Source organism: Zunongwangia sp. L-65 (genome assembly GCF_056859415.1).
Genome location: NZ_JBSXOK010000075.1, coordinates 87328 through 114266 on the forward strand (window position 1 = coordinate 87328; position 26939 = coordinate 114266).

The 26939-nt window shown below is 36.4% G+C and carries 27 protein-coding genes; 14 read left to right on the forward strand and 13 right to left on the reverse strand.

Annotation, left to right across the window (positions count from 1 at the left end):
• Positions 1-4: 4 nt before the first annotated feature.
• A complete protein-coding gene (locus AC13DP_RS16940) occupies positions 5-775 on the forward strand; it encodes an ABC transporter substrate-binding protein (protein WP_483068164.1) in 771 nt (256 codons plus the stop codon).
• On the opposite strand, the gene AC13DP_RS16945 is transcribed toward AC13DP_RS16940, so the two are convergent.
• Both AC13DP_RS16945 and AC13DP_RS16950 read right to left on the reverse strand, forming a co-directional pair.
• Positions 772-987, reverse strand: a complete 216-nt coding sequence (locus AC13DP_RS16945; protein WP_274971828.1) for a Lacal_2735 family protein — start codon at positions 985-987, stop codon at positions 772-774. The two genes, AC13DP_RS16940 and AC13DP_RS16945, sit on opposite strands and share 4 nt — an antisense overlap.
• A gap of 110 nt (positions 988-1097) precedes the next feature.
• Positions 1098-1802: a DUF4197 domain-containing protein gene (locus tag AC13DP_RS16950; protein WP_272958197.1), complete on the reverse strand. Its 705-nt coding sequence runs from the start codon at positions 1800-1802 to the stop codon at positions 1098-1100.
• A gap of 134 nt (positions 1803-1936) precedes the next feature.
• Between AC13DP_RS16950 and AC13DP_RS16955 the strand changes: the two genes are divergently transcribed.
• Positions 1937-3427 carry a catalase gene (locus tag AC13DP_RS16955; protein WP_228250694.1) on the forward strand — a complete coding sequence of 497 codons (1491 nt, stop codon included), beginning with the start codon at positions 1937-1939 and terminating at the stop codon, positions 3425-3427.
• 45 nt (positions 3428-3472) lie between these two features.
• On the opposite strand, the gene purU is transcribed toward AC13DP_RS16955, so the two are convergent.
• On the reverse strand, positions 3473-4324 hold the full coding sequence (purU, locus tag AC13DP_RS16960; RefSeq protein WP_273299838.1) for a formyltetrahydrofolate deformylase: 852 nt from the start codon (positions 4322-4324) through the stop codon (positions 3473-3475).
• Positions 4325-4672: 348 nt separating this feature from the next.
• Between purU and AC13DP_RS16965 the strand changes: the two genes are divergently transcribed.
• Together AC13DP_RS16965 and AC13DP_RS16970 are read left to right on the forward strand one after the other, a co-directional pair.
• A complete protein-coding gene (locus tag AC13DP_RS16965) occupies positions 4673-8119 on the forward strand; it encodes a methylmalonyl-CoA mutase family protein (RefSeq protein ID WP_483068165.1) in 3447 nt (1148 codons plus the stop codon).
• 174 nt (positions 8120-8293) lie between these two features.
• A complete protein-coding gene (locus AC13DP_RS16970) occupies positions 8294-8923 on the forward strand; it encodes a MarC family protein (RefSeq protein WP_013072556.1) in 630 nt (209 codons plus the stop codon).
• On the opposite strand, the gene AC13DP_RS16975 is transcribed toward AC13DP_RS16970, so the two are convergent.
• The gene (locus AC13DP_RS16975; RefSeq protein ID WP_013072555.1) at positions 8920-9306 is read right to left on the reverse strand and encodes a hypothetical protein; all 387 of its coding nucleotides are present in this window, start codon (positions 9304-9306) and stop codon (positions 8920-8922) included. The genes AC13DP_RS16970 and AC13DP_RS16975 overlap by 4 nt on opposite strands.
• Before the next feature lie 118 nt (positions 9307-9424).
• Here AC13DP_RS16975 and AC13DP_RS16980 point away from each other — a divergent pair, with 118 nt between their 5' ends.
• Complete coding sequence (locus AC13DP_RS16980; protein WP_013072554.1) at positions 9425-9883, forward strand: Lrp/AsnC family transcriptional regulator; 459 nt, start codon at positions 9425-9427, stop codon at positions 9881-9883.
• On the opposite strand, the gene AC13DP_RS16985 is transcribed toward AC13DP_RS16980, so the two are convergent.
• Positions 9867-10760, reverse strand: coding sequence for a class I SAM-dependent methyltransferase (locus tag AC13DP_RS16985; protein ID WP_272956980.1), 894 nt, complete (start codon positions 10758-10760; stop codon positions 9867-9869). The two genes, AC13DP_RS16980 and AC13DP_RS16985, sit on opposite strands and share 17 nt — an antisense overlap.
• 205 nt (positions 10761-10965) lie before the next feature.
• Here AC13DP_RS16985 and AC13DP_RS16990 point away from each other — a divergent pair, with 205 nt between their 5' ends.
• From AC13DP_RS16990 to AC13DP_RS17000, 3 genes are all read left to right on the forward strand, one after another.
• A complete protein-coding gene (locus AC13DP_RS16990; protein WP_041578969.1) occupies positions 10966-11163 on the forward strand; it encodes a DUF1328 domain-containing protein in 198 nt (65 codons plus the stop codon).
• Between the two features lie 214 nt (positions 11164-11377).
• The gene (locus AC13DP_RS16995) at positions 11378-12841 is read left to right on the forward strand and encodes a hypothetical protein (protein ID WP_228250698.1); all 1464 of its coding nucleotides are present in this window, start codon (positions 11378-11380) and stop codon (positions 12839-12841) included.
• 135 nt (positions 12842-12976) lie between these two features.
• Positions 12977-13597 (forward strand): DUF1684 domain-containing protein, encoded by a 621-nt coding sequence (locus AC13DP_RS17000; RefSeq protein WP_228250699.1) that lies wholly within the window; start codon positions 12977-12979, stop codon positions 13595-13597.
• An 87-nt stretch (positions 13598-13684) separates the two neighbouring features.
• Here AC13DP_RS17000 and AC13DP_RS17005 read toward each other — a convergent pair whose 3' ends face one another.
• The 5 genes from AC13DP_RS17005 to AC13DP_RS17025 form a co-directional block, all read right to left on the reverse strand.
• Positions 13685-14770 (reverse strand): porin, encoded by a 1086-nt coding sequence (locus AC13DP_RS17005; RefSeq protein ID WP_483068166.1) that lies wholly within the window; start codon positions 14768-14770, stop codon positions 13685-13687.
• Between the two features lie 157 nt (positions 14771-14927).
• Positions 14928-16142 carry an ammonium transporter gene (locus tag AC13DP_RS17010; RefSeq protein ID WP_228250701.1) on the reverse strand — a complete coding sequence of 405 codons (1215 nt, stop codon included), beginning with the start codon at positions 16140-16142 and terminating at the stop codon, positions 14928-14930.
• A gap of 29 nt (positions 16143-16171) precedes the next feature.
• A complete protein-coding gene (locus tag AC13DP_RS17015) occupies positions 16172-16510 on the reverse strand; it encodes a P-II family nitrogen regulator (RefSeq protein WP_013072549.1) in 339 nt (112 codons plus the stop codon).
• 172 nt (positions 16511-16682) lie between these two features.
• Positions 16683-17057, reverse strand: a complete 375-nt coding sequence (gene crcB, locus AC13DP_RS17020; protein ID WP_228250702.1) for a fluoride efflux transporter CrcB — start codon at positions 17055-17057, stop codon at positions 16683-16685.
• 6 nt (positions 17058-17063) lie between these two features.
• Positions 17064-18098 (reverse strand): SRPBCC family protein, encoded by a 1035-nt coding sequence (locus tag AC13DP_RS17025; protein ID WP_228250703.1) that lies wholly within the window; start codon positions 18096-18098, stop codon positions 17064-17066.
• A gap of 283 nt (positions 18099-18381) precedes the next feature.
• Between AC13DP_RS17025 and AC13DP_RS17030 the strand changes: the two genes are divergently transcribed.
• Positions 18382-18768, forward strand: a complete 387-nt coding sequence (locus AC13DP_RS17030; protein ID WP_013072545.1) for a pyrophosphohydrolase domain-containing protein — start codon at positions 18382-18384, stop codon at positions 18766-18768.
• 1 nt (position 18769) lies between these two features.
• Here AC13DP_RS17030 and AC13DP_RS17035 read toward each other — a convergent pair whose 3' ends face one another.
• Both AC13DP_RS17035 and AC13DP_RS17040 read right to left on the reverse strand, forming a co-directional pair.
• A complete protein-coding gene (locus AC13DP_RS17035; RefSeq protein ID WP_013072544.1) occupies positions 18770-20638 on the reverse strand; it encodes a BamA/TamA family outer membrane protein in 1869 nt (622 codons plus the stop codon).
• Positions 20639-20841: 203 nt separating this feature from the next.
• Positions 20842-21909 carry a branched-chain amino acid aminotransferase gene (locus AC13DP_RS17040; protein WP_228250704.1) on the reverse strand — a complete coding sequence of 356 codons (1068 nt, stop codon included), beginning with the start codon at positions 21907-21909 and terminating at the stop codon, positions 20842-20844.
• Between the two features lie 106 nt (positions 21910-22015).
• On the opposite strand from AC13DP_RS17040, the gene AC13DP_RS17045 reads away from it, so the two are divergent.
• The 3 genes from AC13DP_RS17045 to AC13DP_RS17055 all read left to right on the forward strand — a co-directional run bounded on the left by AC13DP_RS17045 (position 22016) and on the right by AC13DP_RS17055 (position 24175).
• Positions 22016-22525, forward strand: coding sequence for a DUF4920 domain-containing protein (locus AC13DP_RS17045; RefSeq protein ID WP_483068167.1), 510 nt, complete (start codon positions 22016-22018; stop codon positions 22523-22525).
• A 3-nt stretch (positions 22526-22528) separates the two neighbouring features.
• Positions 22529-23200 carry a tRNA (5-methylaminomethyl-2-thiouridine)(34)-methyltransferase MnmC2 gene (mnmC2, locus tag AC13DP_RS17050; RefSeq protein ID WP_483068168.1) on the forward strand — a complete coding sequence of 224 codons (672 nt, stop codon included), beginning with the start codon at positions 22529-22531 and terminating at the stop codon, positions 23198-23200.
• A gap of 72 nt (positions 23201-23272) precedes the next feature.
• Positions 23273-24175, forward strand: a complete 903-nt coding sequence (locus AC13DP_RS17055; RefSeq protein WP_228250707.1) for a TIGR01777 family oxidoreductase — start codon at positions 23273-23275, stop codon at positions 24173-24175.
• 157 nt (positions 24176-24332) lie between these two features.
• Here AC13DP_RS17055 and AC13DP_RS17060 read toward each other — a convergent pair whose 3' ends face one another.
• On the reverse strand, positions 24333-25007 hold the full coding sequence (locus AC13DP_RS17060) for a YceI family protein (RefSeq protein WP_483068169.1): 675 nt from the start codon (positions 25005-25007) through the stop codon (positions 24333-24335).
• A gap of 168 nt (positions 25008-25175) precedes the next feature.
• Here AC13DP_RS17060 and AC13DP_RS17065 point away from each other — a divergent pair, with 168 nt between their 5' ends.
• Entirely contained in the window at positions 25176-25763 is a 588-nt protein-coding gene (locus tag AC13DP_RS17065; RefSeq protein WP_013072538.1) for a nucleotide exchange factor GrpE, read from the forward strand.
• 31 nt (positions 25764-25794) lie between these two features.
• Positions 25795-26913 carry a molecular chaperone DnaJ gene (dnaJ, locus tag AC13DP_RS17070; RefSeq protein ID WP_013072537.1) on the forward strand — a complete coding sequence of 373 codons (1119 nt, stop codon included), beginning with the start codon at positions 25795-25797 and terminating at the stop codon, positions 26911-26913.
• Positions 26914-26939: the final 26 nt, after the last annotated feature.

The window sequence follows — 26939 nt, forward strand, 5'->3', positions numbered from 1 at the left end:
TGTGATGAAAATTTTCGATCATTTGGGCCGAAAATTAATACTTCAGGATACTCCTAATCGAATCATTTCCTTAGTGCCAAGTCAAACCGAGCTTTTGGTAGATCTTGGTCTACAAAATTGCTTGGTAGGTATTACCAAGTTTTGTGTACATCCAAAAAATCTTAGAAAGGATAAAACTGTGGTAGGAGGCACAAAATCTGTACATTTTGATAAGATCAAAGCTCTAAGACCAGATGTGATCCTGTGCAATAAAGAAGAGAATACCCGGGATATGGTTACAGAATTAGAAAAAATTGCCCCGGTACATGTTTCAGCAGTTTCCACTATTTCAGCTTCCCTTCAGCTTATTAAAGATTATGGGCAACTTTTTAATGTTCAGGAAAAAGCCTTAAAATTAGTTACCTGTTTAGAAAATGAACGGCTAACTTTTTCTGAAGAAATGCAATATAAAAACTGGAGACGTTGTATTTACTTAATTTGGAAAGATCCATATATGGCGGCAGGAAGAGACACATTTATCAATGATCTTCTAAAACTAAATAAGTTTGAAAATATAATTGCTAACGATCGATATCCGGTCATCGACGAGGAGCAATTGGTCGAGTATTCACCAGATGTGGTCTTGTTGTCCAGTGAACCCTTTCCCTTTAAGAAAGATCATTTAAAGCATATAGAACGATTGGGGATTCCTGCGATGTTAGTCGATGGGGAATACTTTAGCTGGTATGGCTCAAGATTAAAAAAGGCCTTTGATTATTTTAGAAGTTTAAATTAATAATCAGTCGCCCAATCTTCCACTTCAGGATAATGCATACGTCTTAATTCACTTAATATTTTCTTTGCTTTGGCATTAATCCTATCACTACGCTCCTTATCTACAAGAGCCAATTTATAAGCTCTGTGCATAAGCTGTGTGTATTTCTCACACATGCACTCTTCTTTTGTCTTTTGTTTGAATATTTTAAACATAATCCAGTCGTTCTTCATCAATAGAACAAAGATAAGCCTGAGTTGCTTTAAGATATACTAAGTAGCAGTTAAGGTTAATTTAAAGTTTATAGATTAAATTGCCATTATGTTAAAATATTTGAGACTTCTTAATCTTGTAGTGAAAATACTCGCTTAAGTAGTGTGGTTGTACGCGCAGAAATATCATTCCGAATATCTTTTTCTTCTACCGCGATCATGGTATAAACGCCATTTAAAGCTTCTGAAGTTACGTAATCTGACAGGTCTGGATTCACATTATTGGTGAGCGGAATACTATTATATTTCTGTATGATATTGCTCCAAATCTTATTAGCACCAACTTTATCTAGAGAAGAGGTAATTACAGGGCTAAATTTATCGTAAAGTTGTGATTGTGTTTTTCCTATTAAATATTGGGTGGCAGCATCATCCTGCCCAAGCAAGATATTACGCGCGTCTGTAAAAGTTATTTGCTGCACAGCGTTTACAAAAATAGGGGTAGCTTCCTTAACAGCATCTTCGGCAGCTCGGTTTAATACTTTTAGGCCTTCATCAGCCAGATTACCTAAACCTACATCTCTTAAAGTTTTATCCACTTTTTGAAGTTCAGGCGGTAAAGTGATCCTTACTAATTCATTTTTAAAAAAGCCATCTTCACGGGTAAGTTTGGTTACCTGCTTGTCGATCCCAAAATCTAAGGCCTGGCGTAGTCCAGAGGCAATTTCAGTGTTAGTCATCCCATAACCGCTTTGGGGTAATTGGCTGGCAATGTCCTGCAATTCAGCACAAGAAAATAAGGTGAAAATAGCAATAAGGCAAAGTAATTTTTTCATGGAGCTTTTTTTCAAATATAAGCTATCTAAAGTAGATCTATTATTATAAAAATTTATGAATAAATTAAAATTATCGATTTCTATTATTAAAACATCCTATTTACCTTTAAAAAATTGAAACTAAAACTAGAATTATGTCTAACGAGAAAAAATTAACCACGGCTTCCGGGAGGCCTTTTGTAGAAAAGGAAGATTCGTTAAGCGTTGGTAGAAGAGGACCACTATTGCTTGAAGATTATGTGCTTCATGAATCTATGGCTCACTTTAACAGAGAACGAATCCCAGAGCGGGTGGTACATGCCAAAGGTTCCGGTGCTTTTGGAACTTTTACCGTAACCAATGATATTACTAAATATACACGGGCCAAAATGTTTTCTGAAATTGGTAAGAAAACCGATATGTTGGCAAGGTTTTCTACCGTAGGTGGAGAAAAAGGTTCTGCAGATTCAGATCGTGATCCACGTGGTTTTGCTCTTAAATTTTATACGGAAGAAGGGAACTGGGATTTAGTAGGAAATAACACTCCGGTATTCTTTATAAAAGATCCTAAGAAATTTGCCGATTTTATACATACTCAAAAGCGCCATCCATTCACTAATATGAAATCTCAAACCATGCGTTGGGATTACTGGTCATTAAATCCTGAATCACTGCATCAGGTACTTATATTGATGAGTGATCGTGGTACACCTTATGGTTTCCGACATATGAATGGTTATGGGTCACATACCTTTTCTTTAATCAACGATAAAGATGAACGTTTTTATGTGAAGTTCCACTTTAAAACCGATCAGGGAATTAAGAATTTTACTGATGAGGAATCTGTGAAGATGGCAGGTGAGAATCCAGATTTTGCGCAGCAAGATCTTTTGGAGAACATAGAAAAAGGGGATTTTCCTACCTGGACATTAAAAATACAGGTAATGCCGGAAGAAGAAGCTCAAAATTATAAATGGAATCCATTTGACCTTACTAAAGTTTGGCCCCATGACGACTATCCTTTAATCGAAGTCGGAAAGATGGAACTGAACAAGAATGCAGATAATTATTTTGCGCAAATTGAGCAGTCTGCTTTCGCGCCAGCACATATCGTAGATGGGATTGGTTATTCTCCAGATAAGATGTTACAAGGACGTTTGTTGTCTTATCCAGACGCGCATCGTTATCGTTTAGGAGCCAATTATGAGCAAATACCGGTAAATCGTTGCCCTTATATGGTAAATAATTATCAACGTGACGGTTTTATGCGCGTTGATGGTAATGGCGGAAGAAGCGAAAATTACTATCCAAACAGCTTTGACGATATTAACGTAGATGAAAAATATAAATTAAAAGCACCAAGGATAACTGATGCAGAAGCTGAATGGTTTGACCGAAATTCGGCGGATGCAGGGGATAATGATCATTATACGCAACCCGGTAATTTGTACCGGATTATGAGTGATGAAGCGAAATCGAATTTGGTTTCAAATACTGTTGGATCAATGAGCCAGATTGAAGGCGAAAAGAAGGATGAAATTATAATGCGCCAGCTGTGCCACTGGTTTAGAGCTGATCCTGAATTAGGGGGGCGAATTGCCAGCGGACTTGGAGTAGAAATCAATATGGAAGAATTTGCACGATAAAATTTAAATGTATTGAATAAAAAGCGCTCAAATTGAGCGCTTTTTTTATGTGAAAATGATGGTCTTATTATTGAAGACCATCGTTTTTCGTTGAATATGCAGCTTGATGCCCCGTGAAAAAACGATTTTTTCCAAATCCCTTCCTTTTAAGATTAAATCTTTTATGGAGTGTGAATGCGAAATCCGGGTAATATCTTGCTCTATTATTGGACCCGCATCAAGTTCAGCCGTAACATAATGGCAGGTGGCCCCAATAATTTTTACTCCGCGTTTATAAGCCGAATGATATGGCTTTGCTCCGGCGAAAGCAGGTAAAAAAGAATGATGGATATTAATAATATTGTTGGGGAATTCACTGATTAATTGATCTGAAACAATCTGCATATAACGGGCCAGTACAATAAAATCAACTTCAAATTTCTTTAGCAGCTCCAGTTGCTTTGCTTCGGCTTCAGCTTTGTTATCTTTAGTAACCGGTACATGGTAAAAAGGGATGTCGAACGCCCGGGCTATGGACGCAAGATCCTTGTGGTTGCTTAAAATAAACGGAATTTCAACATTTAGTTCTCCGGCTTTAAATCTTCCTAAAATATCGTATAAACAATGATCATATTTAGAGACAAAAACGGCCATTTTTAAGATGCGTTCTTCTGCAAATAGCTTCCAGTTCATATTGTAGGTTTCGGCGATCTCTTCATCAAATTCCACTCGTAGATCAGCAATATCATATTCAGTTGAAAACTCGTTCTCCAAACGCATAAAAAAGATCCCGTTCTCGGTATCTACATATTGATCGATGTAAATAATATTTCCTTTTCTATTATGGAAGAAATTTGTTACGGTAGCGATAATTCCGCTCTTGTCTTTACAATTTATAAGTAGGGTAACTTTAGGCATGATAATGAGATCGTTTCAGTTTTTTTGTTTGCTAAACCAACCTGGACTTAATAGGTTTTACTCGGTAATCCAGATGAAATGCTCCAAGGCTAACCTCGGAATAAAATAATTTTTAATCGCTGCCTCAGCTCTGAGGTAATATACTTTTCTAAATGCCTTGTAAAATCGCTATTGGATAGGTTATTTATCAGTTTTTTAAAATGTACTCAAAGCATCGAATATCAGTAAAATTAGTTTAATCGCTTTAACTGAACCAATATGAAGTAAGATTTATGCTTTTTTCATAATAATCAAAAATTATTTACAATTTTCGTAAATTGCGACTTATAATTTCACTCTTTATTGAAAATGGAACAACAGACTCCGTATTTACCTAAACATAAAATAAGAATTGTTACTGCAGCTTCACTTTTTGATGGGCATGATGCTGCTATCAATATTATGCGTCGTATTATCCAGGCTACCGGGGTAGAAGTAATTCACCTTGGCCATGATCGTAGTGTTGAAGAAGTGGTAAACTGTGCGATACAGGAAGATGCTCATGCCATTGCGATGACTAGTTATCAGGGCGGGCATACCGAGTATTTTAAATACATGTACGATTTATTGCAGGAAAAAAATGCCGGTCAAATCAAGATTTTTGGCGGCGGCGGTGGAGTAATCCTTCCCGAAGAAATTAGAGATCTTCACAAATATGGGATTACCAGAATTTATGCGCCTGATGATGGTCGGGAACTGGGATTACAGGGAATGATCAATGACCTGGTAAAGACTGTAGATGAGGAAGTACCGTCCTTACCTAAGGATACCGATGTTGCTTCCAACTTAAAATCTAAGAACACAAATACCATTTCCCGGTTAATATCGCTTGCTGAAAACAAACATGATGAATTTAAAACACATTTTGAAGCGGTTGCCGAAACCGAGAAAAATATTCCGGTATTGGGAATTACAGGAACTGGTGGTGCGGGGAAATCCAGTCTGGTCGATGAATTGGTTCGTAGGTTTTTAAGTGATTTTCCTGAAAAACATATTGGAATTGTTTCTGTAGATCCTTCTAAAAAGAAAACCGGTGGCGCTTTACTTGGGGATCGTATTCGTATGAATGCAATAAATCACCCACGCGTGTATATGCGCTCGCTAGCAACACGGCAAAGTAATCTTGCTTTATCTAAATATGTACAGGAAGCTGTTGAGGTCCTGAAAAAAGCGGAATACGACCTTATTATTCTGGAAACTTCTGGAATTGGACAATCAGATACAGAAATTATCGATCATTCTGATGTCTCTTTATATGTAATGACGCCCGAATTTGGGGCAGCAACCCAGTTGGAGAAAATCGATATGTTGGATTTTGCCGATTTGGTAGCAATCAATAAATTCGATAAGCGCGGTGCGCAGGATGCTTTACGTGATGTAAAAAAACAATATCAGAGAAATCACCAGTTATGGCATGAAGATGCCGAAAAACTTCCGGTGTTTGGTACCATCGCTTCGCAGTTTAATGATCCCGGTATGAATACGCTGTATCGTAAGATCATGGATAAGATTGATGAAAAAACAGCTTCAAAATTAGAATCTACTTTTGAAGTAACCCGGGAAATGAGCGAGAAGATTTTTGTGATTCCGCCAAAACGTACACGCTACCTTTCAGAAATTGCTGAGAATAATCGCGCTTATAACGAAACGGCAATAAAGCAGTCGGATATTGCACAAAAACTTTTCGGTATTTATAAAACCATATTGAGTGTTGCGAATATTTCTGAAGAAAAATATAGTGCGCATCTTGATAAAAACGGACTAGTACAGGAAGAATTGCTAGACGATACTCAAACCGAAAATCATGAATTTTTAGGTCTTCTATTTAAAGAATTTGATCGTGTAAAAATGGATCTTGATCCTTATAACTGGGAAATTATTCTGGGATGGCAGGAGAAGGTAAATAAATATACCGAACCTATTTATTCGTTTAAGGTTAGGGATAAAGAAATTAAAATTGAAACACATACCGAGTCCCTGTCACATACGCAAATTCCAAAGATCGCTTTACCAAAATACTCGGCATGGGGTGATATTTTAAAATGGAGTCTACAGGAAAACGTACCGGGAGAATTTCCCTATACTTCAGGATTATATCCATTTAAACGCCAGGGAGAAGATCCTACTAGAATGTTTGCCGGCGAAGGTGGACCCGAGCGAACCAATAGAAGATTTCATTATGTAAGTTTAGGTTTGCCGGCAAAGCGTTTGTCTACCGCTTTCGATTCGGTTACCCTTTATGGAAATGATCCCGATCATCGTCCCGATATTTATGGGAAAATAGGGAATGCCGGGGTTTCTATTTGCTGTCTGGATGATGCTAAGAAATTATATTCGGGCTTTGATTTGGCGCATCCGTATACGTCTGTAAGTATGACGATTAACGGTCCCGCACCAATGTTACTTGGATTTTTCATGAATGCTGCTATCGACCAGCAATGTGAAAAGTATATCAAAGAAAATGGTTTAGAAGCTCAGGTTGAAGCTAAGCTAAAAGCCCTTTATGATGATAACGGCATTAAACGTCCCTCTTATAAAGGAGAGCTTCCTGAAGGGAATGACGGTTTAGGTTTGATGTTATTAGGACTAACCGGAGACCAGGTTCTTCCACGGGAAACATATCAGGAAATAAAAATCAATACCCTTGCATCGGTTCGTGGTACGGTTCAGGCCGATATTTTAAAAGAAGACCAGGCACAAAATACCTGTATTTTCTCTACGGAATATGCACTGCGCTTAATGGGCGATGTGCAGGAGTATTTTATTAAAGAGAAAGTAAGAAATTTTTATTCGGTTTCTATTTCAGGCTATCATATTGCTGAAGCCGGAGCCAATCCAATTACGCAGCTGGCTTTTACGCTGGCGAATGGTTTTACGTATGTAGAATACTATTTAAGCCGTGGAATGGATATTAATAAATTTGGCCCTAATTTATCGTTTTTCTTCAGTAACGGTGTAGATCCCGAATATGCGGTGATTGGCCGTGTAGCAAGAAAAATTTGGTCTAAAGCTTTAAAACATAAATATGAAGCGAATCCAAGAGCACAAATGCTAAAATATCATATCCAGACTTCAGGCCGTTCTTTACATGCGCAGGAAATCGATTTTAATGATATAAGGACAACGCTTCAGGCATTATATGCCATTTATGATAACTGTAACTCTTTGCACACCAATGCGTACGACGAGGCGATCACAACACCAACCGAAGCTTCGGTGCGACGCGCCATGGCAATTCAGCTTATTATCAATAAAGAATTAGGATTAGCAAAAAATGAAAATCCTATTCAGGGTTCTTTTATTATTGAAGAATTGACCGATCTGGTAGAGGAAGCGGTGTATGCCGAGTTTGATCGTATCACCGAGAGAGGTGGTGTATTGGGTGCAATGGAAACCATGTATCAACGCGGACAAATACAGGAAGAAAGTTTGTATTACGAAACCTTGAAACATAATGGTGATTACCCAATTATAGGTGTAAATACGTTCCTTAGTTCTACAGGATCGCCAACGGTAACTCCTGGAGAGGTGATTAGAGCAACTGAAGAGGAAAAACAAAACCAGATCAAAACCTTAGAAACCCTGCATAAGGCTAAAGAAACAAAAGCAGAGGAAGCTTTAGAAGCCATCAAAAAGGCTGCTGTACAAAATGAGAACATTTTTGAAGTTTTAATGGAAGCAACTAAGGTTTGTAGTCTTGGCCAAATCACCAATGCGATGTTTGATGTTGGTGGACAATACCGAAGAAATATGTAAGATAAATATTTGCTAGGATTCTATCTTAAAATACCAAAAATCAACATTTTAAACCATCTTTTTTTTATTGTGAAAAAAGATGGTTTTTTTGTTTGTAAATCGATAATTCCACTCTAATTTTGCCGGCTTTTTAAAATGAGTTTTGCAGTATAATTTTTAAAGAATCTGGTAGTCATGGAAAATGTTTGGTTATTTGCAATTGCGGTGTTTACCGGTTTTTTTGCAATAAATAGTCCTATTGGAAATATCCCGGTTTTTATTAGTCTAACAAAACAGGCTGATCGTAAAACCCGAAAGAATATTTCTAAAAAGGCGACTTTTACCGCTTTTATCATTGTTTCTGGCTTCGTGATTTTAGGTAAATATATTTTTAGCCTTTTTGGGTTAACGATTCCTGCCTTTAAAATCACGGGGGGCATTCTTATATTTTTTGTTGGTTTCGAAATGATTAGAGCGCAGGAAGCCAGTATTGATAACCAAAGTGAAATTAACTTTAATGAGGGGATTTCTACATCGCCATTGGCTATACCAATTCTTGCCGGTCCCGGTTCTATTGTAACTGCCATGAACTATACCACCAATGCCGGTTATATAGATTTGTTGGTTATTTTAGTAATGTTCGGTTTGATTATGTGGTTAAATCACCTGGCATTTATTTCCAGCGACTATCTGGTTAGGTTTATTGGTCAAAACAAAATTGTAGTAATCGAAAAGATTATGGGATTAATCATTGCGATTATTGGTACCAATATGCTTATACAGGGAATAAAATTAGCATTTTTTAGTGGAGAAACGCTATCCTAGTTTTTCTGATTTTGGTGAATCCAATCTGAAATTAAATGCTCAAAATGAAGAATTTCTCTTCGAAGTAAATCTAAAAATTCGGTTTCTTTAATACCGGTAATTTCTATATTGCGGCAATTGGATTTAATTCTTTTTGCCGCTTTTCGTATCTTCTCGATACGTTTTAATTGTAATTCTTTTGTTCGGGCTGTCATCACACCGGCAATCCCGGGAGCGAGTTGCAACGATTCGGTTACCAGGCGGCCTGCATAATTATGGGCGGGCACTGAAGAAAGTTCCATTTCAATAACATGTCTATTGTCAGAAAAATAAGAAGATACAGCACTTGAAATTTTAAAGATTTCTAAGGCTTTCTTGTAAACTGGCAATTGGTAAGCATTCATAACGGGGGAATTTCTTTTATAAAATTACCTAGAAATCGCTGAGATTGTATTTAATATTTAAGGTGAAAACGTTATTTTGTTTTAATTTTTAAATATATTTGGTTTGTTTACCTTAAATATGAATATAGATAAATTGAATTGGGCGATACTGGAGTCTCTTCAGGATAATGCCAGGCTTTCTTTTTCAGAAATAGGAAGAAAAGTAGGATTAAGTTCCCCGGCAGTGGCAGAGCGTGTAAAAAAAATGGAGGATGCAGGGATTATAAAAGGCTATAAAACCGAAGTTTCATACCAAAAAACAGGACACCATTTAAAAGCGATTATTACCTTACGTGCTTTTATGGGGCGATTAAAACCTTTTCTGGAAAAGGTTACAGAATTCAAGGAGGTAATAAATTGTTACAGAATTACCGGAAACGAAAATATTATCATGGAAGTAATTTTTCAGGATCAGGGGCATTTGGAAGTTTTTATCGATAAATTGATTACGTATGGCGAAACTAAAACCCATATTATTTTATCGAATGTCATCGAACATGCACCGGTAAGAAATAGTAAAATTACTTCGTCCCACTAACAAGGTACATTAGGGAACCACCTGCAGCATGATACTGCTCACGTTGTACGGCACCCATAATATGATCTGATCGCGTGTCGTATTTTTCCTGATATTCGAAATAAAACGGCATATATTCTTCGCCGGCTGCATTAAAATAGTCGATGTCTTTACGGGTTTCAGATTTCCAGGCGCTTCCCTGCATCCATTGTTTTAGAGTAGCGATTTGCTCTTTATTATCATAAGGAGGATACATGGCAATCGCTTTGTCTGATAATCTAACCTGAATATCCTTAAGCGCTTCAGATGCAAACCAGCCGGGTAATAAATCACCCAGAGAATTATCGCCCTCACCAAGTTTCTTTTTCCCTTTTTCGATAATTAGGCGATACTTTATATGATCTAAAGTTTCTTCAATACTATCGTTTTGAGAAATAGAATTCTTAGTAAGCGTTTGAATGATATTATTAGGCTCTACGCAAAGTAAAAGTCCGTTTGGTTTGAGCACACGGGTCATTTCTTTAAGGGCCTTTTTAGGATTTTTAAGGTGAATTAAAACCGTTTGGCAGGTTACAAAATCGAAGGCTTCATCTTCAAAAGGTAGGTCTTCAGCATCACCTCTCTTTAAATTAAACCCAATATTCGATAATTTAAAGTAGTCTTTGAGTGCGCTATTTTTTTCAAACCAATTACTATCATTATCGATAGCCGTTATACTCGCTTTTTCGGCTAAATATGGTGCAAGGGTTTTTGTCCAGTGTCCCTGCCCACAGCCAACATCCAACATGTTCGAAAATTGATGTAATTCTAGCCTTTGGGCGGTAAGATCAAGAAAACTTTTGTTCCACCAAAAGTCACGATACGATCCAAAATAATTGTGTGAATGTCCTTTTTGCAATGCGAATAGTTTAATGGAACAAATATACTTTAGTCTTCAGGTTCTACCAAGTGTAAAGTTTTTATGAAAAATAAATAGTTGATACCCTGTAAATTAACAGTTATTAAATTATTGTCTTAGATTAGTTAAATTTAGGTAAATTGGAATTTCTTTAATAAAATTTTCAGTGATTAGACTGTATCTTTGAGAAAAAATAAAAAGGATTATGAAAAAGTATACAGTGTTGTTTTTAATCTTGGCAGTAATAACCGGTCTTGTTGGATTCACGGGATTGCGATTTACCGGTATTGAAGTTATACGCGTAGTTTGTTTAGTTGCAGCAGACCTTTTTGTAATTTCATTGATGGCCAAATTATTTTTCCCAGATAAGAAATTAAGATTACAAAGAATAAAAAAGGAATAGAATTTGCATTTGCAAAGGGTTTAAGCTTTCACAGTAGTGAAAGCTTTTTTTATGCTTTCAATTTAAAAACAAGTTATATTTACTCGATAATGGAGATTAAATATTCCAGTGCCATCTCGATAACTATTTGAAGTGGGATGTCTCAAGAACATTAATTTTCTCATAAATGCCTGAAGGCTTGTTTTTTGGTAATTAATTTGATAATCCAACACCTATGTATAAACAAACATTAACCTGTTTTTTAGCTTTACTACTCTCAGCAGTAGTATGTGCGCAAGAGATAAGACTGCAAAAAGGAAATGTAACCGATAATGTAAGAATTAATGATTCTACAAATACTACTTATGCGGTTTATCTTCCCAAATCTTATAATGTGGAAAAGCCGGCTCCCGTTATTTTCCTTTTAGCTCAAGATGGAAAGGGAAGGGAAGCAGTGCAGTTGTTTAGACAAACGGCAGAAGATCAGTATTATGTGATAGCAGCAAGCAATCAAAAGATGGAAAACGATTCTATTCAGGAAGATATATTACAGACCGTAAAATTTATGAACGGATTTTATCGTACCATTAAAGTAGATCCTAACTTATTGTATATCGCCGGTATTAATAAAGGGGCAGAAATCGCTTCTGCTTTGCCGTTAATTAACGAGAATATTAGTGGTGTTCTAGCCATGAACAAAACCTGGATTAATGGAAAGTTTATCGAAAACAGAAAAAAACCTTATGTTTTTTCAGCAATATCGGGCACCAGGGATTTCTCCAGATTTGGATTACTGGAAGTGGCAGAATTTTTAGAAGGAGAAGACTTTCCTACTGAAGTTAATTATTTTGAAGGCGGGCCAGAGTCCTGGCCGGATACTTATACCATTAATAATGCTGTGGCGAAATTTACCCTGGAGGCGATGAAGAATGGCAGAAGAGAAAAAAATGATACCATTATCAATACTATATTTAAGAATGAAATTAAAGCCATCGACAATTTAATAAGTAATGGGGCCTATTATACAGCCTTTCTACAGCTGAAAAAAGCAGAAGAGAAATTTGATGATTTTAATCGTTTTGACGATCAATTAAAAAATTTGAAAAAGCGTATTCGAAAAGACAGGACTTTTAAACAACAACGAAGAAAATGGTTTGATGTAAAAGAGGAAGAAGCTTTTCAAAAAGAAGACTATGCTCATTTTCTGGAAATGGATATTTTAACTAACAATTTTGATAATATTGGTTGGTGGGCAGAACAGATGGAGAATTTAAAGGCAGGACAGCAGCAAAAAAACACGATAGAAAGAAATATGGCCTACCGACTTGAAAATTATTTAAATGATTTGGTTAGCGCGACTTATAAAAATGTGATGGTTTCAGAAAGTTTTATTGATACAAAGATTTTTATTTCCATCCTTAAAACGATCGTAGACAAACAAAACCCAGAAGGATATTTAAGTATTATTCAGCTCGCTGGTCACGATGGTGATGCTGGGACGGCCATGCTATATTTAGAGGATCTTTTAAAAACCGGTTATAAAGATTTTGATAGGTTATATACAATAGAGGGTATCTTGGATTTACAGATGAGTACTGAATTTAATTTATTAATTGAGGAATATGGCGGCGAAGCAAAATATATCATATTCGATTCAGAAAAAGATACCGAAAAAAATGAAGCAACCAGAAGTAATTAATGCTTTTCCGATTCATACCTTGCGGGTACGCCTAGGTTCTTGATTTTTCCGCAGTATAAGCTCAAATTGTGAATTTTGCTAGAAAAAGATATATCCTATTTCAAGATTGTATACTATAAAAACCAAAAATAATTGATGAAAATTACCATTTTTAGCTGTGTATTTTTATTAATTTCATTTCTGAATTTTGCACAGCAGTCCAACGAAAGTCAACTTGAAAGTATAAGAAAATTTCAGCACGATCTTAACGAAGAATATAAAGACCCGGAAGAATCACCATTATCTGAAGATGAACGATTGTCGTTCACGCAACACGATTTTTACGAGATCGATACTTCTTTTATTGTAGATGCTCAATTTTTGAGAACTCCGTATGAAGCTAGTTTTAGAATGCAAACCTCTTCCGATCGTCAACCCGTGTATGTGAAATATGCCGATCTGTACTTTACCTTAAAAGGTAAAAAGATGAAATTAGCGGTGTATCAAAGTCAGTCTTTAAAAGAGAATCCAGAGTATTTTGATTATTTGTTTTTGCCATTTACTGATCTTACTAATGGCGAAGGTTCCTACTCAGGTGGAAGATATATTGATTTAAGGATTCCCGAAGAAGGGGTGAAAAAAATTAGTTTAGATTTTAATAAAGCTTATAATCCTTATTGTGCGTATAGTGGAGGGTATTCCTGTCCTGTGCCCCCTGCTGAAAATAACCTGGATATGGCTATTACAGCAGGAGTAAAGGCTTACATTAAGCATTGACAGGTGCATAATAAAAATTGAGACTAAAAGGAGATAGGTTTATTATGCATAAAAATTTGGTTAGTTAGTTGTCGATTTGTTGATTGATTAGAATGAATAAATCGCTGCAACTAAAAATGATGATAAGTTATCCTGCCTCATAAGATCAGAATCCATAAAAGGTTTAGCGCCATCTACGCTATCCAATCGTAATTCAGGTTTGATCATTAGGTTTCCGTAGGTATAGCTCCCGGTTAATGTAATAGCTGTGGTATTAGTATCGGCTCCATAAGCTGGTCCACCATCAGCTAATTCATTAAAGTATTCAGCTCTTAATCCAATAGCAAAACTATCTGAAGTACTTAACTGCGGATAGATAGCGGCTCCTGCAAATCCCTCACCGTCTGTAGTTTGATAGGTTCCGTTAAATCCTAAATAGAACGCGTCACTTAGGTTCCATCCCGTAGTTAAATCAACTTGAAATAACGCATCATCAGATAAAGACTGCTCGCCATAAATTAGATTTAAATAAGCACTACCAGCATCATTAGCATAGCCTAACTGTCCACCAAAGGTATATTTACCAATAGGATTGAATTCCGTATAATCAGTTGGATTCATTACCGCTAACATGGCACTCCAGTTTTCATCTATGGTAAAATCTGCTTTTAAACCTGTATGAGAAAATGGCCCATAAGAAAACATATAAGAAGTGGAGTAGTTAAAGTTGGCGGCAGGTGAAATAACCTCATAGCCAAGAAAGGTATTAAAGTTACCAAATGTTAAGCGTACTTTATCACTAAGATTATAGTAAACATATAACTGGTTTACAATAGCTGGAGAACCGGTAGATAAAAATACGGCATCTTCACCACGAGGTCCAACTACAAGATCGGCGACAAAGCCAACTTTATCCCCTTCGTAGCCCAATATAACATTGGCCATACCAATGGCAAATCCAGGGTCGTTAGCAAAAGAAGTTACTGGTGCAGCGGCTGGCTCCAGAGGATCGCCATTGTCGTCATATACCGTCTTGTTTATACCGTTAAAGTTAGTTCTAAAGTAAGCATCTAAAGTACCGGAGATACTAAAAGGACTTTTACTTTCTTCTTGTGCCTGAAGGTCAATATTTAATAAGGCTATCAAGGAAAATACTAGAAAAAGTCGGATATTTGCAAAAGTGAATTTTAACATGTTTACATGATTTAGTTTGTTCGACAAAAATGAATTAATAGTAAGCAGTAAGAAAAATTCATAGTAGAGGAGCACTCCGCCAAGTGCTCCTTCTTTATTTTTCAGACTGTAATAGTAAACGTGTGTGCTTGTTATATTTTAATGTGTGGGAGAGTTATTATTTATCTCTTCCAAATTCTGGATAAGAATCGATACCATGTTCGTGAAGGTCTAACCCTTCTAATTCTTCTTTTTCGGTAACTCTTAATCCCATTACTGCTTTAAGAATAGAAAGCAGTATAAAAGTTGTGATCATTGCCCATGCGCCAATAGAAACCACACCAATAGCCTGTACGCCAAGCTGTCCAAATCCACCGCCATATAGTAGTCCGCCATCAGTAGCAAAAACTCCTACAAGTAAAGTACCTACAGCACCTACAACACCGTGTACAGATATGGCACCAACAGGATCGTCGATTTTAAGTACTTTGTCAATAAATTCGATAGAGAATACTACTACGATTCCAGATATAATTCCAATAATAAATGCTCCCATAGGATCTACAGCCGCACATCCTGCGGTAATTCCTACAAGACCTGCTAAAGCTCCGTTAAGGGTCATAGAAATGTCGGCTTTTCCGTATCTAATCCAGGTAAGGAATAAAGCAACTACGGCTCCGGCAGCGGCGGCAAGGTTTGTAGTGATTACAATTCCAGCCACATTATTTGCACTATCTCCAGAGATAGCCAGTTCTGATCCGGGATTAAAACCAAACCATCCTAACCAAAGGATAAATACACCAAGTGCACCATAAAGCATGTTATGACCAGGAATTGCATTAGATTTCCCATCGGTATATTTTCCTATACGGGGGCCTACTAAAGCCGCAGCCACCAATGCCGCCCATCCACCTACAGAATGAACAACTGTAGAACCGGCAAAATCGATAAATCCTAGTGCAGTTAACCATCCATCTCCCTGCCATACCCAGTGACCCGATATAGGATAAATAACGGTTGTCATTAATAAAGAGAAGATAAGATAGGTAGAAAATTTTGTTCTTTCCGCCACAGCACCAGATACGATAGTTGCCGCGGTAGCACAAAATACTGTTTGAAAGAATAAATTATGCATATCCCCACGAACATCATAAAATAAACTGGGGGTTCCTATAAAACTACCAATAGAATCTCCATACATAATAGTATACCCAATAGCCCAGAAAGCTATAGAACCTACGGCAAGGTCCATGAGGTTTTTCATGATAATATTCGATGTGTTTTTTGCGCGGGTAAAACCGGCTTCAACCAGTGTGAATCCTGCTTGCATGAAGAATACCAGTATCCCACAAATTACAATCCACATTAAATCTAATACAGCATCTATTTCCATAATAATTTAGTTATTTCTATGTTAGTTAATTATTTAAGGGAATCGGTCCCTTTTTCTTTAGTACGTATACGGTAAGCTTCGTCGATTGTGGAAACGAATATTTTACCATCACCAACAGAACCTGTATAGGCAGATTCTAAAATGGCATTTACAGTGTTGTCCAGGAATTCGTCTGAAACGACAATAGATAATTTTCGTCTTTGTATATCGGTGGTACTATAAGATACCCCGCGATATACATGACCTTGTTTTTCGTTTCCGACCCCTGTAACATCCCAGTACGTAAAAAAGACAACCTCAGTGCTGTGTAAGGCTTTTTTTACTTCGTCAAATTTTGACTTTCTGATAATAGCTTCAATTTTCTTCATAAGAATTTCAGGTTTAGTGATTTAAAAGTATTAAAAATTCTTAAATGAAGTTAAAAAAACAGGGGTTAAGCTTAAAGAAATGTGAATATCAGAAAATTACCCCCGTCTTGTTATGGGGTGTACAATAAAAAAGTAAAAATTGAAGTCTTAGGTAGAAACTTTCTAAATGCTATTACACCAATTTTGAAAAATAAAGACCAATAGCTGCTGCCGCAATTCCAAAAATTAAACTTCCTATGGCATAAATTGCAAAATTGTAGTAGTCGCCCGATTTTAAAAGGGCTTGATTTTCAAAGGAAAAAGTAGAGAAGGTGGTAAACCCGCCACAAAAACCAGTGGCAAGAATAAGGTTGGTCGTATTATTAAGATTGTTGTTTTTTATGGCTATTCCCAATAATAGACCAATAATAAAACTGCCTAAAATGTTAACGGTAAAAGTGCCCCAGGGTAAGTTTGTTCCTCTGCCATTTAAAGCTTTACTAATCAAATAGCGGCATACGCTGCCTAAACCTCCCCCAAGAAATACTAAAATAGCACCTTTAAACATTCAGCTTTAATTTACCGGAATATAAATATGAGTCACCCAATCAGCAGGATTTGGGGTTGTATCAGGATTAGTTAGATAAACTTCAAAAGGTTTTGATTCTTCCGCAACTTCAAGTCCGTTTTTATCAATATAATCATAAGCCTTATTCCAGGCTTCTTCCAAATTGTCATATTTACCTTTTAAAACGGTTTTCAACACTTTTTGATTTGGCATGTTACCATTTAGAACATTGGCATCCATTGGGGTGATTACTTCGCTAGGTGTAAAATAACCTGCCGAGAAAATAGCGGTACCATTGGATTGATTCCATTCATTATAAAGAACAAAAGGATTCCCTATTTTTTCAATGTTCTGAGATTGCATGAAATTCGCTACTTCAGTAACCATAGGTCGCATTTTTTCATTTACCTGACTGATTTTACTTGCAGTGGTAGTATACATATAATAACCTCCTCCATGATTTACAACACCATCCACACTAATGCTGTACTGATTCATCTTGTTAGTAATTATTTGCTGCATTTTAGTAAGTCCTTTTTCTAATTTAGGTCGCATAATCTGGGTTAAGGATTCTTTGGCTAGAAGAAAGGATAGTTTTTCCTTAAAGTTTTGCTTACCTTCCATACCCCAGGTTACTTTGGTTTGATTGTTTTCCAGGGGTTCAAAATTCCAGTAGATTTTACCGCTAGTATTGGTAAAGGTTTGTGCTAAGGTGATTTTTTGGATAATCTCTTTAAAAGGCTTGGCTTCTAAAGTTTCTACTTTTCCATCGCTTAATTCATCACTTTCCCAGGAAAGCACAGCCCCTTCTCCCTGTATGGTATCTCCGTAACTTATAATCAGATGGTCTGATTCCTGATTCCAGGGATCCCAGTATTCCCAGTTTTTAAGATTATTTACTTCGTTAAAGATAATTTCCTGAGGAGCATTAAAAACCTGAGTCTCTTCAAATTTGTAATCTCCATCTTTGGTTGCTATATAAATAGAACCTCCAATAAGTACGATAAGAATTAAAAAAAGTAAATACTTAAAAATCTTCATGGGCTTATAAAATCACAGTTATTGCTAAGATAGTAAAATAGCGGCGAAGCATTTATTTTAAATATAGCTTAATTACAAATAACAGAAGTATGAATGCAATAAATCCTATTAATACAAAAATACTGTTCTTATAATACTTACGATGAAGGTTTAAATCTTTTCTGTACATAAAAATCATTACAATGATAAAAGTGATAAGAAAAAATCCTGCAAATATCCACTGTCCTGTGCTAAACATTTTATCTATTTTTATGCAAATTTAAACGAATAAGCTAATAAAGTAATGAAAAAAAGAATTGATGCGGTTACGCAATTTCATAGTGCCTTTGGATTAGGGGTAAGTGAGCAACCTATAGCAAGTTTGGGAGCGGCTAAAAACAAGCTGAGGTTTGAATTAATGAAAGAAGAAAATGAAGAATATCTTGAAGCAGCACAGAATGGCGACCTTGTTGAAGTTGCTGATGCCCTTGGAGATATGCTTTATATTTTGTGCGGTACCATTATCGAGCATGGTATGCAACATAAAATAGAGGAGGTTTTTGATGAAATTCAGCGTAGTAATATGAGTAAACTGGGGGCTGATGGGAAACCAATTTACAGAGAAGACGGGAAAGTATTAAAAGGGCCTAATTATTTTAAACCGAATATAAAGGAAATTCTTGATAAATAATCTATCGATATTCCAAAATATGAGGAGGTTCATAACGATAATTTTCTAGGGTAAACTGATTGTCGGTATTTATGTTAAAATCCAGGATATTACGACCCCTGCCCGGCATGTTAGGAAAAATGGCGAAGGATAAGCGAATATTATCAAATACAAAATAATCGTTGCTAATTATAAGTCCCATGCCAAATTTGGTATAAAGGTCATTACTGAAAAAAGGTTTTGGGGCTTCACCGATAAACCCAAGGTCAAAATTTATAAACGGGCTCATCCTAAAACCCAGCCAACTAAAAGGCACGTAGGATTGTGTCTGAAAATTAAAAACAAACTTGCGCGTTCCAAAAACCTGATGGGTGTCAAAGCCATAAATCCCATCTTCATCATTTATGGAGATCCGGTCTCTGATAAAATCTTTTCGGTTAATACCAACTACGACGTTAGACTTTGCGAATTGCCTGAAAAACCAGTTCCCGACCCTGAAAATAGGAGAGAAATAGGTGGTTCCGAATCTAAAAAGTGATTGTCGTGCTGTATTTTTAAAAAAGTAACTTCCGTAGCCAAGATTGGTTGCTAGATAACCAAAGTTTTTAATGTAATCTGAATAGGTTAAATCGATCCCTAAATAAAAGTAATTCTGATTGCCCGCATTTCGCTGAATTCCAGAATTTATAAAATAGCTGTGACCAAGCGAAATATCTTCGATATCTCCATTTCTAAAAATATACCGATCTCGCGTATAGTTAATATCTCTAATTCCCACAGAACCTAAAAGAACATTGTTATTCGAAAAATACGCAACAGAATCTATATTCTCTCCCGGTCTGTCTAAATAATCCCTTTTGGTGTACCTTCCCGCTAATATGAGGTTGGTTGGTAATTTTTCTTCAGAATCTTTATTGGCAACAGGAATGGCGTAACCGCCCCATACATTAAAATCCCTATATTTTAAAGGTTCTAGAAGTAATGTATCCAGATCACCAAGATAAATATGTTCATCATAAAAGCTTTGCCTGATGCTTATTTCTCCCGCCCAACGCGCATAGGGAGAATAAAATTCCCGATCTATACTTGCAAAATTTTCATATGTCCCATCAACATCTAAATCCCTTAAAACTTCAGCATTGATGTAGGTATTGAATAAATTCTGAGCTCGATATCCTAAGGTATATCCTGTGCCTATTTCATTCTGATAGCCCTGCTTGTAGGCTAGAGTAGTGCGATGTCCCAAACCAAAACTATTGTATTCCCGTAATCTTAATTCACCTTTGCGGCTGGAAACACTGCCATCTGCTGATATGCTCCAGCTGTCTAACACATATACATATAAATCTACCATGTTTGGATCGCCCGTAACATTGGTGGGGCGTATTAGGGTTCTCCTTATATAATTTTGTGCTCTTAAAACACGCTCAGATTCTAAAACTTCCAAAGAATCCATTTGGGAGTTTTCCTTGATTAATAATAACCCTCTAATGGTAAACTCTTTGGTGCGTGCATGTAAAACATTCCCTATTTTCTGGATTTTTTGAGTAGGCTTTACAGCGGTGTCCTTTTCGCTGTATCCAAAAGGATCCAGCGAGGTAATATAAATTTTACGTATGGTTTTTCCCTGGTATTTTGAAAAATCACGTTGTAGTTGGTTTTCTATTTTTTTGGTAGCTGTTTTAGCATCTGCAGGGTTTACAGGATCAAACATTAAATCGTAAAGCATCCTGGTAAATTTACTGTTCTTCGTTTTCTCCTGAAGTTGTCTATAGAAATTACGATCTTTGGCTATTTGAATAGAATCACGAACCGGAAATCGCTGCAGACTATCATTTTGAGCAGATACTTTTAGGCAGAAGAAGAATAATATAAGAATACAGTATCTCAACTCTAAATCTATTTTACAAAGGCCAAACTTATGTATTTTTTTTGAATGGAAATATTTAGCCTATGTTAAAGAAATAAGACTTGTAAACACAAAAAATGCGCTGATTCTCAGCGCATTTTTATAGTTTTTTGGCGCCAAATGGATTTACAACCCGGAGCCTGGTTCGCAATTGTTTAAAAACTCATTTGCTTTTGCCAGTGTTTTTATTTTACCTCGTATCTCCAGCCAAACTTGTCCTCTGCCTGATTATATTGAATTTTTAATAACTGATCCTTAAAAGATTTGGCATACGAATCTTCAATTTTTGGTAATTCGTATTTTTCGCCTTTATAACCAAAACCTAAAATAGGTGTCACAACAGTTGCTGTACCCGATCCAAAAATTTCTTTTAGTTCGCCCGCATTCGCTGCTTCAATAAGTTCAGAAACTTTTATTCTTCTAATTTCAACATCTATATTGGCATCTTTGGCAAGATCGATGATACTTTTTCTGGTAACACCGTCAAGAATTCTATCACTAATTGGAGCGGTAACCAATTTATCACCAATTCTAAAGAATAGGTTCATGGTACCCGCTTCCTCTAGATATTCGTGTGTGTTCGCGTCTGTCCAAATAATTTGTTGATAACCTTCACTATTTGCAATATCTGTAGGGAAGAATTGAGCCCCATAATTCCCGGCAGCTTTTGCAAAACCAACACCTCCATCTGCAGCACGGCTATAATCCTCAGAAACTTTTACGCGAACTTCACCGCTATAATAGGATTGTGCAGGAGAACACAAGATCATAAATTTATATTCACTAGATGTAGAAGCAGATACACCGGGTTCAGTAGCGATGACAAAAGGACGAAGATACATGGAGTTTCCAAAACCTTTTTGGATCCATTCCTTGTCTAATTTTAGTAGTTCTTCCAGTCCATTAAAAAAATGACCTTTAGGAAATTCAGGGATAGCAAGACGTTTACTGGACTTATTAATACGTTCAAAATTTTGCTCTGGTCTAAAAAGCCATACTTTATCCTCATCGTCTTTATACGCTTTCATTCCTTCAAAAACTGCCTGCCCATAGTGAAATACTTTTGCAGATGGGTACATTTGTAAAGGTCCGTAAGGAACAATCTCAGGAGTTTGCCAGGAACCATCCTTATAATCACAAACCATCATATGGTCGGTAAAGACTTTACCAAAGGTAAGATTACTAAAATCTACACTGGATAATTTAGAAGAAGATGCTTTGGTGATTTTTACTTTCGTCGCGATGTTTTCCATTTTATATTATTTAAGAACTTCAAATTTACCTAAATAAAAGTAAAATTAAAATCTAAACTTTTGGTAATTTTGGTGATATTCAGGCAAAAACCAATAAGGATTTAATATGAAAAAAATTATATTTTCAATTGTACTGTGCTGTGCACTGATAGGGTGTAAAAATTCAGAAGAAAAGCAAGAAACTGTAAAGACTTCAACCAGTAATGAAGAGTTGGCCTATGCAAGGTTTGGTGACGACGTTGATGCAGAAGCTGCGATAGATGCAAATACAATGGCCAATCAATATGCCCAGTTAAAACCTGGGGACACTATTACTACCAGTTTTACCACTACGGTAAACTCGGTTTGTAAAATGAAAGGCTGCTGGATGAATCTAGAAATCCCAGGTGATGAAGATGTTAGTGTAAAATTTAAAGATTACGGTTTTTTTGTACCTAAAGATATCGAGGGGAAGCAAGTGGTGGTTGAAGGAAAAGCATTTCTTAAAGAAGTATCTGTAAAGGATCAACAGCATTTTGCCGAAGACGCCGGTAAATCTCCACAAGAGATTGCTGCCATTACAGAACCTAAGCAAGAATTGGCATTTTTAGCTAATGGAGTACTTTTAAAACAGTAATATTTGGAACGAAAAATCATTAAAACCGGAGACGGTTCGTCTACTATTTATATTCCAGAATGGAATGAACAATACCATTCCAAGCATGGTGCTTTGCAGGAAGCGATGCATGTTTTTATAAGAACTGGCTTGGATTTCACGGTAGCCGAATTTAATAAGAATGAACTTTCGATTTTAGAAATTGGCTTTGGAACCGGTTTAAATGCATTACTTACCGCTTTTTACGGGGACGCAATAACAATTAATTATACCGGTGTTGAGGCGTATCCTGTAAAACCTGAAGAATTAGCAATTTTGGATTATGCATCTGTATTACCGGACTTTAAAACTGCGGCAGAGGTGTTTAATAAAATGCACCATGCCGAATGGGAAAAAATGCTGCCTATAACTGCTCATTTTAATTTAAAGAAACAGGAAAAAACATTTCAGGAAATCGATGAGCGTGCTATTTTTGATTTAATATATTTTGATGCATTTGGCGCAAGGGTTCAGCCTGAATTGTGGACTGAGCCGATTTTTCTAAAAATGTATAATTCGTTAAAATTAAACGGAGTTTTGGTAACCTATGCAGCGAAAGGAAGCGTTAGAAGAGCAATGCAAGCGGTAGGGTTCACGGTAGAAAGATTACCTGGCCCGCCGGGGAAACGGGAAATGTTAAGAGCCGTTAAAAAATAGGTGATACCGCTGTTAAAGCTCGCTAAAGTAATTTCTTAGTTTGCAGTATAGCGCTATCTTCAAAAGAAAAAAATGCGGGTATTAATCACTGGAGCTACAGGGCTTATTGGTTCAAAAATTTCAGCATTATGCCATGAGAAAGGCATAGATGTGAATTATCTTACAACTAGTAAAGATAAAATTCAGCATAAAGATCATTATCGCGGATTTTTATGGGATCCGCAAGGTGGAGAGATCGATAAACGAGCTATCGAAAACGTGGATGCGATAATTAATCTGGTGGGTGCCAGTATCGCGCAGCGATGGACGACTGAAAATAAGCGTAAAATTTTAAATAGCAGGGTAGAAAGTACCAACCTGCTTTTTGATACCTTATCAAAAAACGATCACCAAATTAAACACATTGTTTCAGCCAGTGCCATTGGGGTATATCCAAGTTCTTTACAAAAGCTTTATTTTGAAGAAGAAGAAAAGATAGATGATTCATTTGTTGGCAAGGTAGTGGTACAATGGGAAAGTGCAGTAAACAATTTTAAAGATTTAGGACTTAAAGTTTCAAAAATAAGAATCGGATTGGTAATGGCTGAAAATGGCGGAATGCTGGAAAAGCTAAAAGAACCGGTTAATTTTAATATTGGAGCACCTTTAGGTAGCGGAAAGCAGTGGCAGTCCTGGATTCATATTAAAGATCTGACCCAGATTTTCCTGTATGTTTTAGAAAATCAACTTGCGGGTACTTTTAATGGTGTAGCACCAAATCCGGTGACTAATAAAGAAATGACCCAGGAAGTAGCAAAACAACTTGATAAACCTTTATGGTTGCCAAATGTACCAAAGTTTGTGCTTAAAGCTGCATTTGGAGAGATGTCCACGCTTTTACTATCTAGTCAACTGGTAAGTAGTAAGAAAATTGAAGGACAGGGATACCACTTTGAATATGTGCATTTGCAACCGGCACTAGAAGATTTGTTGTAAGAAAAACTTCTTATAACGACAATCAAAAAAAAAAGAAGCTTTGAATAAAGAACACTTTTCTAATCATACCTTATGGGTTGGATTGGAATTTGTGTTCACTTTTAAAAAATAGAAAAGCCGGCAAATTGCCGGCTTTAAGTCTTATATAAAAATTAAATTAAGCTTTTTTATCAGCTTTAATATCTAATTTTAAAGTAATATCGTCGTAGATAAAATTATCACCTAAACTGTCAAATACAGATTTAGATCCGTAGTTCACATTCCAGTTAGTACGATCTATAGTAAACTCTTCACTGGAAATTTCATAACCATCGTCAGTTTTGTTGATTGACACGGGAAAAGAAATATTTTTGGTTTCATCTTTAATCGTAAGGTTTCCTTCCATCATGGTTTTACCATCTGTTTCAGAAATTCCTGTTACTTCAAAAGTAGCTTCAGGAAATTCATTTACATTAAAGAAATCACCTTCTTTACCTTCTACAGTACCCATTAAATGTGCTTCAAGATTTTTCTTGTCGTCACCTTCAAGATCTGTAACTTCTATAGACATCATATCTATCGTAAAGTTTCCACTTTCGATAATACTGTCATTAGCCTTAAAAGTTCCTTCTTCAACTTTAATAGTACCGGTGTGCTGTCCTGCAGGTTTCTTACCTATCCAGCTAATAGAAGAAGCTGTAGTATCTACAACATATTCCATTGATTCAGCTGTTGCTTCTGCTACTTCTTTAGCATCTTCAGCTTTGCTATCATGATTGTTATTGTTTTTACAACTTCCTAAACCTACGATAAGGCTTAAGGCCATAAATCCTTTTAAAATGTTTTTTTTCATTTTGTTGAAATTTAGTTTTTTTGCAATTTGGTTGAAGCGCAAAAGTAATATGAATTAAATTTTTTTGTATTAAAAAATTATTAAAAATTATCGGTGACATTTTGACACAACTAAGCGCTTGGCAATAAATTTGACTATTGTTAAGCATCAAAAAACTGATAGAAAAAAATGACAAAGAAAGCTAACGATAAAGATCAGGACACAATAAAGGATCAGGTAGAGGAAAATATCGATAAAGCAATCGATGAGGTAGAAAAAGAACAAGCAGAAAAGTCTGAAAATAAAGAGGTAGCAGATGAAGATACTTCTGAAACAGATAAGTTAAAAGAAGATCTTCAAAAAGAAAAAGACAAGTTTTTACGTCTTTTTGCTGAATTTGAAAATTATAAAAAGCGAACCTCCAAAGAACGTTTAGAACTTTTTAAAACTGCCAATCAGGAAGTAATGCTTGCTATGTTGCCAGTTTTAGATGATTTTGACAGGGCTTTAGTTGAGATCAATAAGACTGAAGACAAAAATCTTTTAAAAGGGGTAGAGCTTATTCATAACAAGTTCAGAGAAACACTAAAAAATAAAGGCTTGGAACCTGTCGAAGTTGAAAGTGGAGACACTTTTGATGCCGATATTCATGAAGCCATAACGCAAATTCCTGCTCCCAATGACGATCTTAAAGGGAAGATTGTAGATGTTGTGGAGCGAGGATATAGATTAGGAGAGCGTATTATTCGTTATCCAAAAGTTGTTACCGGTAAGTAGGGAGTACAACTTTTAAAAGTAAACTTAGACCATGAAAGAGGATTATTACGACATATTAGGAATAAGCAAAGGTGCTTCGGCAGCTGAAATCAAGAAAGCCTATCGCAAGATGGCGATCAAATATCACCCAGATAAAAATCCGGGTGACAATGAGGCCGAAAATAAATTTAAGAAAGCAGCTGAGGCTTACGAGGTATTAGGAAACGAAGAAAAAAGAGCTAAATACGACCGATTTGGACATCAGGCCTTTGAAGGCGGTGGCTTTGGCGGCGGAGGTGGTATGAATATGGATGACATATTCAGCCAGTTTGGCGATATCTTTGGCGGCGGCTTTGGCGGCGGATTCTCAGGTTTTGGTGGCTTTGGCGGTGGCGGTCAACGTCGCGCAAAGGGAAGTAATTTAAGAATTCGGGTAGCGCTTACGTTAGAAGAAATAGCTAATGGAGTAGAGAAAAAAATTAAAGTAAAGCGTAAAGTTCAGGCACCTGGAACTACTTATAAAACCTGTTCTACCTGTAATGGTACCGGACAAGTAACCCGCGTGACCAATACGATTTTAGGTAGAATGCAAACTGCTTCCCCCTGTACTACCTGTGGTGGTAGTGGGCAAATGATCGATCAAAAACCGGCAGATGCAGATGCACAGGGATTGAAAGTTCAGGAAGAAATGGTTTCTATTAAAATTCCTGCCGGGGTAGAAGATGGAATGCAACTAAAAGTCTCTGGTAAAGGGAATGAAGCTCCTGGAAATGGAATTCCTGGAGATCTTTTAGTAGCTATCGAAGAGAAAGCTCATGAGAGTTTACAAAGAGAAGGTGATAACCTGCATTATGATCTTTATATAAGTATTTCTGAAGCAGCTCTTGGCGCATCTAAAGAAATCCAAACCGTAAACGGAAAGGTGAGAATTAAAATTGAACCAGGTGTGCAATCCGGAAAAATTTTAAGGCTTCGTGGTAAAGGTGTAAATAGTTTAAACGGGTATGGTAAAGGTGATTTGCTGGTTCATGTAAATGTGTGGACCCCAAAAACCTTAACTAAAGATCAAAAAGAGTTTTTCGAGAAAATGGCGAATGACGAGAACTTTCAGCCGAATCCCGAAAAAAGCGATAAATCATTTTTTGAAAAAGTTAAAGATATGTTTTCTTAGAACTTTTATTTTAAGAAAAAATTTAT

What these genes read in the sequence shown, in the direction of transcription:
- AC13DP_RS16990 (WP_041578969.1), top strand. Translation starts at nt 10,966, where the DNA reads ATGAAAAAGTATACAGTGTTGTTTTTAATCTTGGCAGTAATAACCGGT.
- AC13DP_RS17015 (WP_013072549.1), bottom strand. Translation starts at nt 16,510, where the DNA reads ATGAAGAAAATTGAAGCTATTATCAGAAAGTCAAAATTTGACGAAGTA.
- AC13DP_RS17040 (WP_228250704.1), bottom strand. Translation starts at nt 21,909, where the DNA reads ATGGAAAACATCGCGACGAAAGTAAAAATCACCAAAGCATCTTCTTCT.
- AC13DP_RS17000 (WP_228250699.1), top strand. Translation starts at nt 12,977, where the DNA reads ATGAAAATTACCATTTTTAGCTGTGTATTTTTATTAATTTCATTTCTG.
- AC13DP_RS16950 (WP_272958197.1), bottom strand. Translation starts at nt 1,802, where the DNA reads ATGAAAAAATTACTTTGCCTTATTGCTATTTTCACCTTATTTTCTTGT.
- AC13DP_RS16945 (WP_274971828.1), bottom strand. Translation starts at nt 987, where the DNA reads ATGAAGAACGACTGGATTATGTTTAAAATATTCAAACAAAAGACAAAA.
- purU (WP_273299838.1), bottom strand. Translation starts at nt 4,324, where the DNA reads ATGCCTAAAGTTACCCTACTTATAAATTGTAAAGACAAGAGCGGAATT.
- dnaJ (WP_013072537.1), top strand. Translation starts at nt 25,795, where the DNA reads ATGAAAGAGGATTATTACGACATATTAGGAATAAGCAAAGGTGCTTCG.
- AC13DP_RS16940 (WP_483068164.1), top strand. Translation starts at nt 5, where the DNA reads ATGAAAATTTTCGATCATTTGGGCCGAAAATTAATACTTCAGGATACT.
- crcB (WP_228250702.1), bottom strand. Translation starts at nt 17,057, where the DNA reads ATGTTTAAAGGTGCTATTTTAGTATTTCTTGGGGGAGGTTTAGGCAGC.
- AC13DP_RS16970 (WP_013072556.1), top strand. Translation starts at nt 8,294, where the DNA reads ATGGAAAATGTTTGGTTATTTGCAATTGCGGTGTTTACCGGTTTTTTT.
- AC13DP_RS17055 (WP_228250707.1), top strand. Translation starts at nt 23,273, where the DNA reads ATGCGGGTATTAATCACTGGAGCTACAGGGCTTATTGGTTCAAAAATT.
- AC13DP_RS17010 (WP_228250701.1), bottom strand. Translation starts at nt 16,142, where the DNA reads ATGGAAATAGATGCTGTATTAGATTTAATGTGGATTGTAATTTGTGGG.
- AC13DP_RS17025 (WP_228250703.1), bottom strand. Translation starts at nt 18,098, where the DNA reads ATGAAGATTTTTAAGTATTTACTTTTTTTAATTCTTATCGTACTTATT.
- AC13DP_RS16965 (WP_483068165.1), top strand. Translation starts at nt 4,673, where the DNA reads ATGGAACAACAGACTCCGTATTTACCTAAACATAAAATAAGAATTGTT.
- AC13DP_RS16975 (WP_013072555.1), bottom strand. Translation starts at nt 9,306, where the DNA reads ATGAATGCTTACCAATTGCCAGTTTACAAGAAAGCCTTAGAAATCTTT.
- AC13DP_RS16955 (WP_228250694.1), top strand. Translation starts at nt 1,937, where the DNA reads ATGTCTAACGAGAAAAAATTAACCACGGCTTCCGGGAGGCCTTTTGTA.
- AC13DP_RS16995 (WP_228250698.1), top strand. Translation starts at nt 11,378, where the DNA reads ATGTATAAACAAACATTAACCTGTTTTTTAGCTTTACTACTCTCAGCA.
- AC13DP_RS17060 (WP_483068169.1), bottom strand. Translation starts at nt 25,007, where the DNA reads ATGAAAAAAAACATTTTAAAAGGATTTATGGCCTTAAGCCTTATCGTA.
- AC13DP_RS17045 (WP_483068167.1), top strand. Translation starts at nt 22,016, where the DNA reads ATGAAAAAAATTATATTTTCAATTGTACTGTGCTGTGCACTGATAGGG.
- AC13DP_RS16980 (WP_013072554.1), top strand. Translation starts at nt 9,425, where the DNA reads ATGAATATAGATAAATTGAATTGGGCGATACTGGAGTCTCTTCAGGAT.
- AC13DP_RS17005 (WP_483068166.1), bottom strand. Translation starts at nt 14,770, where the DNA reads ATGTTAAAATTCACTTTTGCAAATATCCGACTTTTTCTAGTATTTTCC.
- AC13DP_RS17030 (WP_013072545.1), top strand. Translation starts at nt 18,382, where the DNA reads ATGAAAAAAAGAATTGATGCGGTTACGCAATTTCATAGTGCCTTTGGA.
- AC13DP_RS17065 (WP_013072538.1), top strand. Translation starts at nt 25,176, where the DNA reads ATGACAAAGAAAGCTAACGATAAAGATCAGGACACAATAAAGGATCAG.